Annotated in this window: 14 protein-coding genes; 5 read left to right on the top strand and 9 right to left on the bottom strand. The window is 37.1% G+C overall.

Annotated features, from left to right (window positions below):
- Positions 1 to 250 precede the first annotated feature (250 nt).
- Entirely contained in the window at positions 251 to 862 is a 612-nt protein-coding gene (locus J2R98_RS13165; protein ID WP_307069732.1) for a biotin transporter BioY, read from the top strand.
- A 42-nt stretch (positions 863 to 904) separates the two neighbouring features.
- Here J2R98_RS13165 and J2R98_RS13160 read toward each other — a convergent pair whose 3' ends face one another.
- Positions 905 to 2,392 carry a leucyl aminopeptidase gene (locus J2R98_RS13160; protein WP_307069730.1) on the bottom strand — a complete coding sequence of 496 codons (1,488 nt, stop codon included), beginning with the start codon at positions 2,390 to 2,392 and terminating at the stop codon, positions 905 to 907.
- Between the two features lie 141 nt (positions 2,393 to 2,533).
- On the opposite strand from J2R98_RS13160, the gene J2R98_RS13155 reads away from it, so the two are divergent.
- The gene (locus tag J2R98_RS13155) at positions 2,534 to 3,007 is read left to right on the top strand and encodes a divergent PAP2 family protein (protein WP_307069729.1); all 474 of its coding nucleotides are present in this window, start codon (positions 2,534 to 2,536) and stop codon (positions 3,005 to 3,007) included.
- Positions 3,008 to 3,135: 128 nt separating this feature from the next.
- On the opposite strand, the gene J2R98_RS13150 is transcribed toward J2R98_RS13155, so the two are convergent.
- The 3 genes from J2R98_RS13150 to J2R98_RS13140 all read right to left on the bottom strand — a co-directional run bounded on the left by J2R98_RS13150 (position 3,136) and on the right by J2R98_RS13140 (position 5,568).
- Positions 3,136 to 3,798, bottom strand: a complete 663-nt coding sequence (locus J2R98_RS13150; RefSeq protein ID WP_307069727.1) for a 3D domain-containing protein — start codon at positions 3,796 to 3,798, stop codon at positions 3,136 to 3,138.
- A gap of 77 nt (positions 3,799 to 3,875) precedes the next feature.
- On the bottom strand, positions 3,876 to 4,193 hold the full coding sequence (locus J2R98_RS13145; RefSeq protein WP_307069725.1) for a YuiB family protein: 318 nt from the start codon (positions 4,191 to 4,193) through the stop codon (positions 3,876 to 3,878).
- A gap of 154 nt (positions 4,194 to 4,347) precedes the next feature.
- Positions 4,348 to 5,568: an NAD(P)/FAD-dependent oxidoreductase gene (locus J2R98_RS13140; RefSeq protein WP_307069723.1), complete on the bottom strand. Its 1,221-nt coding sequence runs from the start codon at positions 5,566 to 5,568 to the stop codon at positions 4,348 to 4,350.
- A gap of 290 nt (positions 5,569 to 5,858) precedes the next feature.
- Between J2R98_RS13140 and J2R98_RS13135 the strand changes: the two genes are divergently transcribed.
- Positions 5,859 to 6,848 carry an NAD(P)/FAD-dependent oxidoreductase gene (locus J2R98_RS13135; RefSeq protein ID WP_307069721.1) on the top strand — a complete coding sequence of 330 codons (990 nt, stop codon included), beginning with the start codon at positions 5,859 to 5,861 and terminating at the stop codon, positions 6,846 to 6,848.
- A gap of 52 nt (positions 6,849 to 6,900) precedes the next feature.
- Here J2R98_RS13135 and J2R98_RS13130 read toward each other — a convergent pair whose 3' ends face one another.
- Genes J2R98_RS13130 through J2R98_RS13115 form a run of 4 tightly spaced genes read right to left on the bottom strand, consistent with a single transcriptional unit; the run spans position 6,901 to position 8,830 of the window.
- Positions 6,901 to 7,257 carry a HesB/IscA family protein gene (locus J2R98_RS13130; RefSeq protein ID WP_307069720.1) on the bottom strand — a complete coding sequence of 119 codons (357 nt, stop codon included), beginning with the start codon at positions 7,255 to 7,257 and terminating at the stop codon, positions 6,901 to 6,903.
- 52 nt (positions 7,258 to 7,309) lie between these two features.
- Positions 7,310 to 8,185 carry a diaminopimelate epimerase gene (dapF, locus tag J2R98_RS13125; protein ID WP_307069719.1) on the bottom strand — a complete coding sequence of 292 codons (876 nt, stop codon included), beginning with the start codon at positions 8,183 to 8,185 and terminating at the stop codon, positions 7,310 to 7,312.
- Between the two features lie 23 nt (positions 8,186 to 8,208).
- Positions 8,209 to 8,448: a YuzB family protein gene (locus tag J2R98_RS13120; RefSeq protein ID WP_017186769.1), complete on the bottom strand. Its 240-nt coding sequence runs from the start codon at positions 8,446 to 8,448 to the stop codon at positions 8,209 to 8,211.
- Positions 8,449 to 8,506: 58 nt separating this feature from the next.
- A complete protein-coding gene (locus tag J2R98_RS13115) occupies positions 8,507 to 8,830 on the bottom strand; it encodes a DUF1462 family protein (protein ID WP_307069717.1) in 324 nt (107 codons plus the stop codon).
- A 174-nt stretch (positions 8,831 to 9,004) separates the two neighbouring features.
- Here J2R98_RS13115 and J2R98_RS13110 point away from each other — a divergent pair, with 174 nt between their 5' ends.
- A complete protein-coding gene (locus tag J2R98_RS13110; protein WP_017186767.1) occupies positions 9,005 to 9,226 on the top strand; it encodes a NifU family protein in 222 nt (73 codons plus the stop codon).
- Positions 9,227 to 9,269: 43 nt separating this feature from the next.
- Here J2R98_RS13110 and J2R98_RS13105 read toward each other — a convergent pair whose 3' ends face one another.
- A complete protein-coding gene (locus tag J2R98_RS13105; protein WP_307069715.1) occupies positions 9,270 to 10,232 on the bottom strand; it encodes a 2-hydroxyacid dehydrogenase in 963 nt (320 codons plus the stop codon).
- Positions 10,233 to 10,352: 120 nt separating this feature from the next.
- Between J2R98_RS13105 and J2R98_RS13100 the strand changes: the two genes are divergently transcribed.
- Positions 10,353 to 10,859, top strand: a complete 507-nt coding sequence (locus J2R98_RS13100; protein WP_370872005.1) for a phosphatidylglycerophosphatase A family protein — start codon at positions 10,353 to 10,355, stop codon at positions 10,857 to 10,859.
- The last annotated feature ends 3 nt before the right edge of the window (positions 10,860 to 10,862 follow it).

The following is a 10,862-nucleotide window of genomic DNA, read 5'->3' as shown; positions in this document are numbered from 1 at the left end:
ACCACTATAATATGGAGGGAAATGATAAAAAATTGAGCAATTTTGAGTCACAGCTAGGTGAATTGTTTTGTGTCCAGTTTAAGGGGGCCTAGCCGGTGTGCGCCGATAAATTTCTGCGAGCGCTGATAAATAACCCGTGTGCGCCGATATTTTCCCATAAGTATCACCTTTATTGTTTACCTAAAACAAAAACAAGTTGACAATCCCTTTTCCTTTCGATATATTATTATCATCAAAGGGAGGGAAGAAAATGAAGAGAAGGTTCAGTCCGAGTGAGTTAACATTAGGTTCTGTATTTGTTGTATTACTGATGATCGGCGCCAACATTGCGATTTGGTTTCCATTTTTAAAAATTACATATGGTGCTGGATCAGTCCCACTTTCATTACAAACATTTTTTGCAATCTTAGCTGGTATTATTTTAGGAAGAAAGTTAGGAAGTTTTTCTGTCATTGTCTATTTATTAATTGGCGCTGCAGGAGTGCCTGTGTTTGCTGAAATGAGTTCTGGTTTACAACCGTTTATTTACCCGACAGGAGGCTTTTTATTATCCTTTATTGCTGTAGCATGGGTAACTGGGTATATCGTTGAAAAAAGTCAAAAACCTAATGTCACAGTCTATATCGCAGCTACCTTTGCTGGTTTAATGGCAAACTATTTAATTGGCACACCATTTATGGTAGCTTCAACTAACCTTGTATTAGAAGTGCCATTAACGTTGACACAAGGTGCTATTGCTATGCTGCCATTCTTTATAAAGGATTTCGTGATTACGATGGGAGCTGCTGTACTGCTTCCGAAAATTTTAGGGCGGCTATCCGTTGTTAACTCTTCAATTCCAAATCATAATACGTCTCAATAAATATACAAAAAGCGCTAAGGATCAACCCTTAGCGCTTTTTACTTATTTTACATTCATCATCGTTTTAGCTAACGTTCTCGCCATAACACCAGTTGGTCCTTTAGGCCCTAAATCATGCTCACCTTCTGCCATTGCTGTACCCGCAATGTCTAAGTGAACCCACGGTGTATCTTCTGCAAATGCCCCAACAAATGCACCCGCCATGACCGCATGTGCTTTACGACCTGGTGAATTGTTTAAATCAGCTATGTGACTCTTTCGTACTTGTTTCTTATAAACATCTAAATATGGTAACTGCCAAATTGGCTCATCTACTTGTTCGGATGCTTCTTGAATTTCACTGAACCATTTTTCATCATTCGTCATCGCACCTGTTACTTGATCACCTAATGCAACGACGACACCACCTGTTAAGGTTGCAACATCAACAATTTTAGCAGCACCGTTTTGTCTAGCATAAGTTACAGCGTCTGCCATTGCTAAACGTCCTTCTGCATCTGTATTACGTATTTCTACCGTTTTGCCACTCATTGTTACAATGACATCATCAGGTTTATAGGCTGTATGACTAATCATATTATCCGTTGCTGGAATCAATGCCATGATGTTTTCTTTCGGCTTAATATGACCGATCGCGTCCATTGCACCAATAACTGAAGCAGCCCCACCCATGTCCATCTTCATGCCAATAATACCGTCTTTTGGTTTTAAAGAATAACCACCAGTATCAAACGTAATACCTTTACCGACAAACGCAACAGGATCTTCCCAAGTATCTTTACCTTGATACTTCATAACGATAAAACGAGGAGGTTCCTCTGACCCTTGGTTGACGGCCAATAGTGCACCCATCCCGTATGCTTTAATCTTTTCATGATCAAACACTTCAATTTCAATATCGTGCTTACTCGCAATGTTTTCAGCGAAAGCAGCTAAGTCTGATGCTGTTAATAAATTTCCTGGTAAATTAACTAAATGACGCGCAATATTTGCTCCATTACCTAAAGCATAGCCTGTATTAGCAGCTTCAACAACACCTTGACTTTGATCTGTTAAAAATTGAACATTTGCTAAATCAACAGATTCTTCTTCACGATCCGTATGATAGGTTTGTAGCTGGTGCGGAGCCATAGCCATCGCTTCAGCTATCGCCTCAACGTAATCAGTTTGGTCTTCTTCTGATACAATACTATTTAATTGAATCGATGCTTGAGCAACTCCATTTTCAGCTAATTGTTTAAAAACTTTCCCGAAAGTGTTTCGAACAGTATTAACGGTCTTGGCATCTCTTTTGCCTAATCCTACAAAATATAGTCTTTTAGCTTCAATTAAACCTAATGTATGTACTTTAGAGACTGATCCTTCCTTATTTGATATATCCCCTGACTGAACTAGCTCATCTAAATGACCATTGAACTTGTCATTTAAAAGTTGATAATAGCTTTGACTTTCCTTGTTTTCCTCAAACAAACCAATAATTAAAGCATCTGTTTGATGACTTTCTAAATTTTCATTAACGACTTTAAACATGTATCAGCCCTCCGATTTATGATTATTATTTATCATAACAAAATAATTCAAAATTCGAAATAAATATTTTCATAAAACCGTTTTTTACGACATCAATTTAGGGTATGATGAAACATATAGAGAGAAAGGACGGCTTTATAGATGGAAATTTTGTACAACACACCTTTATTGATCGCTTTATTTGCAGTAATCTTTGCTCAAGTTGTTAAAATACCGATACAGTTTATTGCAACAAAAGAAATTAATTTAGGACTGGCTTTTAGCACTGGCGGCATGCCGAGCAGTCATTCAGCTGCAGTATCGGCTTTAACAACAGCAGTCGCAATTGAACACGGATTTGAATCACCATACTTTGCTATAGCTTGCGTATTAAGTATTATCGTTATGTATGACGCAACTGGAATTAGACGTCATGCTGGTCAGCATGCAACGATCTTAAATCAGCTCGTCAAAGACTTTCAGCGAATCGTAGAAGACGCTAAACATTGGGACCAAAAAGAAGAAGCCGAAAAACAGAAAGAACTCAAGGAATTATTAGGTCACCAACCAATTGAAGTATTCTTCGGTGCAGTAACCGGTATATTATTAGCTCTTATAACTTATAGTATTTTTTAATAACAAAACATTAAAAGAGGTTGGGACAAAACTAAACAATGCACAAAACCCGAACGAAATCATATGTTGACTTCGTTCGGGTTTTCACCACACTCTATCCCTTTTGTCCCAGCCTCTATACTAATACCTTAATAATATTGTCCACCAATAACAGGAACTGTCTCAGACTGAATCGCTTCTTCCCAATAGTGCAAATCAGATTCCGTAACTTGTCCATCCCCTTCTTCAATGACGTAAACTTCTACTTCACGTTTACCCCATTTATTAAACACTTCATCTACGGTATCGTAATATAAATCAATTTTATTCCCTTTAATAGCCCCGCCGATATCTGTCACAATTCCATATCCATAGTCTGGGACATAAAGCACTGTCCCTAACGGAAAAACATTTATATCAGCAGCGATTGTTGAAATAGTGTCTCGTTGTACAGTTAGACCAGAGTAAGTTATACCATACAAAGGATGACCTTCTGTTTTTCCTGTCGATTCATATCCAGCTGTATAACCAGTTGCTACAACAGTTCGAGTAGGAAAATGTCTAAATGCAACCTCAGTGGCAACCTCTTCATCTAAAGATGCTAGCTCCACTTCTTCAAGTTGGTTTGCTTCTTCCTCTTCTGAACTAGCAAACGATTTATGACTTAACTCTGTTGAACTTTTAACTTTAAATTCTTTAGTTTCACGATTTTCTTCACTGTGTACTGAGCTCGTTACGAAGTAGGAAGCCATGAAAAATGTAATAATGACACCTACTATTAAAATAGAAAAGTTTCTAATTCGATTACTCATTTGTGAACACCTCTTTGCCACAAAGCGTAACCAATATTAGAAACTTTTATACATGAACGGTATATTTTTTTGAATATTTAAAACATTTGATAACCTTTTTTACGTAAGATATTAATAACAATACCTGATACAATCGTACCTGCAAATCCAGTTAATAAGATAAACATATCAACGGCTTGTAAACTGTTCAAATCATCCCACAGAGCAGGAAATGCTTCGCCTGGCTGTGAGAAATAAGATGTAAATGATACATCATCCACTATGAACACAACAACGATTGGAAATACAACTGCCATAACCCATGTTGAACGTAGTAACATATTTAAAATAAATCCAATACCGAAAAACAATATAAAAAACAATACAGATAAAACAAATACTTGTATAATCCCCATTTGCTAAAGATCCTCCTAGACAATTACAAAACTAAACTAATTCTATCACAATTAATGAACATAAAAAATGCGAACGCTTAGGGGACACATTTTTTTCATATTTAAAACAAAAAACAAAGGCAGTGATCGTCACTACCTTTGCTCATCATTCATATTAGCGATACATATCTAGTTTACCTTTTTTCAGTAGTAATCCAACGCCACCTAACTTCACAAGGTAACGATTATCGATTACTTTCTTCATAATGGAAGCTGAACGACCATACAACTTCTTATCCTCAAATACAACACCGATCGCATCTGTATGACCTAATGAAGCGACTGTACCTTTAATGTCAGGTGTAAATGATTCAAATTCTTCTCCACCGTTTAATAATTGCTTTAAGTTATGACCGATTGTATCAGCCATTTGCATCGCAATTTGTGCTGTTGGTGGATATGGTTTTTCTGTTTCTTTATTAAAGATGACAGCACAGTCACCTGCAACAAATACATCATCATAGTCAGGAGTGCGTAGGTCATCACGTACTGGTACGCGACCACGACTAACTTCAAAGCCAGATTCTTCAACGATTGAGTTACCACGTACACCTGCTGCCCACACGATGTTTTTCGTCTTAATTTCTTCTTGTTCATCGTCCTTTTCAACGATAATACCATCTTCTGTACACTTCTTAAGCATTGTCCCTAGACGGAATTCAACACCTTTTTCTTCTAGACGATTCATTGCATACTCAACAAGTTCTTCATCGAAACCAGCTAAAGCAGTCGGTCCTGCCTCAACGTTAATTACGCGAACTTTGCTAGGGTCAACGTCGTATTCTTGGCAAAGTTCAGGAACTCGGTTAATAATTTCACCAACAAATTCAATTCCTGTAAACCCTGCGCCACCAACTACGATCGTCACTAAATCTTGGCGGTCTCCTTCTTCGTTGTTATACTGAGCAAAGTTATACTCAATATGATCACGAATTAAACGAGCGCTATTAATGTTGTTAATTGAGAAGGCATGTTCTTTTAATCCTTCAATTCCAAATGTAGCTGATTCGAATCCTAATCCGATGACAAGGTAATCATATGTAAGCTCGCCATCTTCTAAGACTACTTTTTTGTTTTCTGGGTCAATTGACTCAACAGTATCTTGTAAGAAGTTTACGCGGTTAAAATCAACAACGTCTTTAATTGGGATACGTGTACGGTCATGGTGTAACGTTCCTGCAGCGTTCTCGTGTAACCAAGTCGTCTGGTAGTGGTAATCATGCTTGTTCACTAATGTAATGTCGGCTTCATTGTCACCAATCATCTTCTGTAGCTTGATTGTTGTCATGATTCCGCCATATCCAGCACCTAATACAACAATGCTCGGTTTGTTCATTTACATCACATCCATCCAAAAATTTTTAAGAGTTTAAAATAAAAATAAGTTCTTTGTGAATTACTTCACGTAGTACGTAACATTTTGTCTAAAAACGTAATACTCACCTAAAAATAATCATAGAACTTTTTTACCTGTTTTTCAACCCTTTCTTAGATTTCTAATGTTTCTGATAATTCACCTATTATATAGTTATTGATTAGTTTGCAAAACATTTATCAATCAATACATCTGATGTTATAATGTTTCATGGTGCTTATACGATTTTTTATGAAGTTGGAGGAATATATATGAACGAACACGTTAGAGATATAGCTATTATTGGCGCTGGCCCCGTTGGTTTATTCACAGCCTTCTACGGTGGGTTACGTCAAGCTGATGTACAAGTTATTGAAAGCTTGCCTCATATCGGTGGACAGCTTTCTGCATTATATCCTGAAAAATATATTTACGATGTCGCTGGCTTTCCAAAAGTAACAGCACAAGAATTAGTTGACCAGTTATATGAACAAGCAAAACCATTCAACCCTACTATAACGCTTGATCAAGCCGTACAATCGATTGAGAAATTAGAAGAAAACTTATTTAAATTAACAACTGATCAAGAAGTATTTTATGCAAAATCCGTTATAATAACCGCAGGAAACGGTGCTTTTGAACCACGAAAGTTAAAAATCGATCATGTGGATCAATATGAAAACCATAACTTACACTACTACATTACAAATATTGAAGCTTTCCGCGATCGTAATGTCATGATTTGTGGTGGCGGCGACTCTGCTGTTGACTGGGCATTAATGCTTGAACCAATTGCAAACAAAGTGAGTTTAGTGCATAGAAGAGATCAATTCCGTGCCCATGAACATAGTGTTGCACAATTGAAACAATCTTCTGTTGAGCTTTTAACACCTTATATGCCTTATGAATTAGAAGGCGAAGAGGCAATTGAAAAGGTGAAATTACAAAAAACAAAGTCAGATGAAACAATCGAAGTTGAAGTTGATGATTTAATCGTTAATTACGGCTTCATTTCACAATTAGGACCTATTAAAAACTGGGGCATAGAATTAGAGAAAAATGATATTGTCGTTAATACGAGAATGGAAACTAATATTGAAGGAATATATGGGGCTGGAGATATTATTACTTATCCAGGTAAAGTTAAATTAATTGCTGCTGGTTTTGGTGAAGGACCAACTGCGGTAAACAATGCAATGCAAAGAATGGACCCTAATGCACGCCTTCAACCGAAACACTCTACACACATGTTTAATGATTAAATTAAGAAGGAGCTACGCTGAAATAGCATAGCTCCTTTTATTTATAGGCTTATTAACAATTTCCAGGCTGACCTTCAACACCCGGTGCTTTAAATGAAGAGCCACAACCACATGAAACAATCGCATTTGGATTATCGATCGTAAATCCGCCGCCCATCATATTCTGCTTAAAGTCAATCGTTGTTCCTTCAATAATTGGTGCATCCATTTCAGCAATTAAGACTGGAATACCACTAATTTCCAATTCACGGTCAGTATCCTTCTTTTCATAATCGAATCCTAATTTATAAGATAAACCACTGCAACCGCCACCTTTAACACCGAAGCGCAAGAAAACTTCCTCAGCAGTTTCATCTTTTAACATTTCTTTAACTTGTAACGTTGCTGGTTCTGTTAAATTAATTGTCATCACAATACCTCCCCTACTTGTTTAGTATACTAGGTAAACGGACGTCATTCAATTAAGTGACTTCAGAAAAGAAAACTCCCTCTACTACTGTCTTAGCAGGTCCTCTCATTAAGACGTGGTGATTGTGTAGCCATGAAATCCATAAATCGCCACCATCTAAGTGTACAGTCACTTCTTCTCCTTTTTTCACAAAACCATTTAGAACGGATGAAACGACAGCAGCACATGCTCCTGTTCCACAAGCTTGCGTTATTCCTGAGCCACGCTCCCACACTCTAAAAATGATCTCACGCGAGTTAACGACTTCCACAAACTCAACATTTACACCTTCTGGGAAGCGTTGGTCACTCGTCACTTTAGGACCTAATGTGCTAACTGGGGCATCTTTTATATTGTCTTCATAAAAAATAACGTGAGGGTTCCCCATTGATACAGCAGTCGCAACTAATTTTTCTTCATCAACTTCAAAAGGTTCTGCGATCACTTGGTCATTAGGACCACCATGCTCTGTTGTCATCGGAATTTGTTCGCGTTCTAAAATCGGTGGTCCCATATCAACGGAAACACTATTTACCGTTTGACCTTGTTCATCTGTATGAACGGTGGCGTCAACAACACCCGACTTAGCTTCAATTTTAAAGTCTTCAGTGTTTACATATCCATGTTCGAAAGCAAATTTAGCAACACAACGTAAACCATTACCGCAGTTCATCGCTTCTGAACCGTCTTTATTAAAAATTCGCATTCTTACATCCGCTTGAGATGATGGCATGACGATAATCAAGCCATCCGAGCCAATACCTGTATTAACGTTTGAAACTTCTTGTGCAAGTTTAGGTATAGTTTGTTCTTCTAATTCAAACTGAAAGCCATCTATATAAATATAACTATTGCCTAATCCATGCATTTTAGTAAAAGGTACTTTCATCCATCATAACCTCACGATCTTTCTTAAATACTTAGCTCTTCCTCGTCTAAATACTCATATATACGGTCCACTAATTCATCTGGTGTATCAGCTAATATTCTTCTGCCTTCAACAATAGCAAATAAACTCATAGCACAAATACCACAGTTACTCGTACAACCATATTCCACAACATCTAAATCTGGATCTTGTCTTAACTTTTCATATGCTTCTTGTGAACCACTAACTAAATTATTCACACAAAACTCGACTAACGGGTTCATAGTCTCGTACACTCCTCAGTCTGTTTCTATATATTGATTTGAACCCTTCATTAATTAATTATTCGGGTTGTAGTCCATGTTTTTCTAATGCTTTATAGACAGTCTTCAAACGAGGGTTGCCTTCACCGACTACCTCTCCCTCTACTAAAACAACTGGATAAAACATATCTTCATCAACAACTCGTGTTGCGAATTCTTTATACGGCTCTTCTTCAGGTGGATTGAAAATATCAACATACTTATATGTCACACCATTTCCACCGAACTTTCTAGAAATAGCAGCTTGCAACCAATCATATTGTTCCTTAGAACTCGGTAAATTAACACAACTTGGACATAATACTTCTGCCCCATAAACAACTAATTCAACTTGTTTCCCCATAATAATCCTCCCCTTGGCAGAAAAAACATTCTATTGCCTTAATTACATTTTACAAAACTTTTGTCTCGAGTTACAATGAAAATGGTTCTCAATAATTTTATTGTTTTAGTATTCATGAATAGATTTTTTAAACTGAATTCATTATAATATAAGTAAGAAAGGGGAAGATGAGCGATGTTCGAACAAGTGCAAGAGGTTATTGGTAAATTACGCCCATTTTTACTAAGAGACGGCGGCGACGTTGAATTAGTAGATGTTGATGAAGGCATCGTGCTTCTTCGTTTGAAAGGTGCATGTGGAAATTGCCCAAGCTCAGCTATTACTCTTAAAGCTGGTATTGAACGTGCATTAGTCGCAGAAGTACCTGGCGTAAAAGAAGTAGAACAAATTTTCTAATCAATTATACGTAAAAGAGCTGGTTCTTTAACCAGCTCTTTTTTTATACCGGTGTGACTGGGGATTCTCCATTCAATACCTTTTTAATATTACGAGCTGCTAATTCCATCATCTCAGTTCTTGTTTCAATACTTGATGATCCAATATGAGGCAATGCAACAACTTCGTTTAGGCTAATTAATGGGTGATCTGCTCCAATCGGTTCATCTTGGAAAACATCCAACCCTGCTGCTTTAATATCCCCTTGCTTTAAAGCTTGATAAAGGTCATCTTCGTTCACAACGCCACCTCTTGAAGTATTAATAAAAATAGCCGTATCTTTCATTCGGCGAAACGTCTCCTGATCAAACATTCCTTCTGTCTCCTCTGTCAATGGAGTCATACAAACGACATAATCTGATTGCTGCAACAACTCATCAAAAGATGCATATTGAACCCCAAGCTGTCTCTCAACGTCTTCTTTTCTTGATCGATTGTGATAAATAACGTTCATATCAAACCCTGTTGCCCTTTTAGCTACCGCTTGACCGATACTACCTAATCCAACAATTCCTAACGTCTTATGATGAAGATCAGAACCAGCTAGCATGTATGGTGACCATGTCTTCCACAAATCATCCTTTATATAATCAATCGCTTCAGGCAGTCTTCTAGCTGTTGCCATTAATAATGCAAAAGTCAAATCAGCAGTCGTGTCAGTTAAAACGTCTGGGGTATTAGTCACAACCACTTGATGACGCTTAGCGGCATTCACATCAATATTATCGTAGCCAACAGCCATATTTGCGACAACTTTAAGGTTAGGTGATTGAGATAACAACTCTTCATCAATCTGGTCAGTTAACATCGAGAGAATGGCATCTGCCTGGTTTGCTTTTCGTAACAAAAGATCTCTAGGAACGACTTCTTCCTCTTGCTCCCACATCTCTACTTCAAAATGTTCTTCTAAATCTTTTACGACATCATCTGAAATTTTCCGCGTAATATATACAAATGGCTTTGTCACAAGATCACCTCAAATAATCTTTATATATGTTAATTGAATGATTTTACTACGAACGTACAATATAACAAATAATTGATATTATTTTTAACTTAACAAAAGCATAAATATAATTAAAATGATATGGAAAGGGTTAGACAAATGGAAACTCTTGAATCTAAAGCGTTACAACTTTTAGAAGAACGTGGTGTAAAAAAGAAGGACATTGCCGACCTTGTCTATTTCCTTCAATCTAAGTACCACGAACAGTTAACTGAAGAAGAATGTCTTTTGAATGTTAATAAAGTATTGCAAAAACGTGAAGTGCAAAATGCTATTATAACTGGGATTCAAATTGATCAGTTAGCAGAAGAAAACAAATTGAAAGAACCGCTACAAACTATGATTGAAAATGATGAAGGATTATATGGAATCGATGAAATTATCGCTTTCTCCATTATCAATGTTTACGGCTCAATTGGGTTTACTAACTATGGATATATCGACAAAGTAAAACCCGGTATTCTTGAAGACTTAAATGATAAAGCGAACGGCTGTCATACGTTTTTAGATGACATAGTAGGCGCTATTGCAGCTGCCGCTTCAAGCCGTTTAGCTCATAGTCAAGAATATCGCGTTGAAGATGACTAAACC

Origin of the sequence: Alkalibacillus filiformis, from assembly GCF_030814115.1 — a bacterium.
In the GTDB taxonomy this organism is placed as follows: Bacteria; Bacillota; Bacilli; order Bacillales; family Alkalibacillaceae; genus Alkalibacillus; species Alkalibacillus filiformis.
Note: the sequence above shows the minus strand (reverse complement) of the source record. Positions and strands in the feature narration are given on the sequence as shown.

What these genes read in the sequence shown, in the direction of transcription:
- J2R98_RS13115 (WP_307069717.1), bottom strand. Translation starts at nt 8,830, where the DNA reads ATGGGGAAACAAGTTGAATTAGTTGTTTATGGGGCAGAAGTATTATGT.
- J2R98_RS13130 (WP_307069720.1), bottom strand. Translation starts at nt 7,257, where the DNA reads ATGACAATTAATTTAACAGAACCAGCAACGTTACAAGTTAAAGAAATG.
- J2R98_RS13160 (WP_307069730.1), bottom strand. Translation starts at nt 2,392, where the DNA reads ATGTTTAAAGTCGTTAATGAAAATTTAGAAAGTCATCAAACAGATGCT.
- J2R98_RS13145 (WP_307069725.1), bottom strand. Translation starts at nt 4,193, where the DNA reads ATGGGGATTATACAAGTATTTGTTTTATCTGTATTGTTTTTTATATTG.
- J2R98_RS13135 (WP_307069721.1), top strand. Translation starts at nt 5,859, where the DNA reads ATGAACGAACACGTTAGAGATATAGCTATTATTGGCGCTGGCCCCGTT.
- J2R98_RS13150 (WP_307069727.1), bottom strand. Translation starts at nt 3,798, where the DNA reads ATGAGTAATCGAATTAGAAACTTTTCTATTTTAATAGTAGGTGTCATT.
- dapF (WP_307069719.1), bottom strand. Translation starts at nt 8,185, where the DNA reads ATGAAAGTACCTTTTACTAAAATGCATGGATTAGGCAATAGTTATATT.
- J2R98_RS13165 (WP_307069732.1), top strand. Translation starts at nt 251, where the DNA reads ATGAAGAGAAGGTTCAGTCCGAGTGAGTTAACATTAGGTTCTGTATTT.
- J2R98_RS13140 (WP_307069723.1), bottom strand. Translation starts at nt 5,568, where the DNA reads ATGAACAAACCGAGCATTGTTGTATTAGGTGCTGGATATGGCGGAATC.
- J2R98_RS13100 (WP_370872005.1), top strand. Translation starts at nt 10,353, where the DNA reads ATGGAAAGGGTTAGACAAATGGAAACTCTTGAATCTAAAGCGTTACAA.
- J2R98_RS13120 (WP_017186769.1), bottom strand. Translation starts at nt 8,448, where the DNA reads ATGAACCCGTTAGTCGAGTTTTGTGTGAATAATTTAGTTAGTGGTTCA.
- J2R98_RS13155 (WP_307069729.1), top strand. Translation starts at nt 2,534, where the DNA reads ATGGAAATTTTGTACAACACACCTTTATTGATCGCTTTATTTGCAGTA.
- J2R98_RS13110 (WP_017186767.1), top strand. Translation starts at nt 9,005, where the DNA reads ATGTTCGAACAAGTGCAAGAGGTTATTGGTAAATTACGCCCATTTTTA.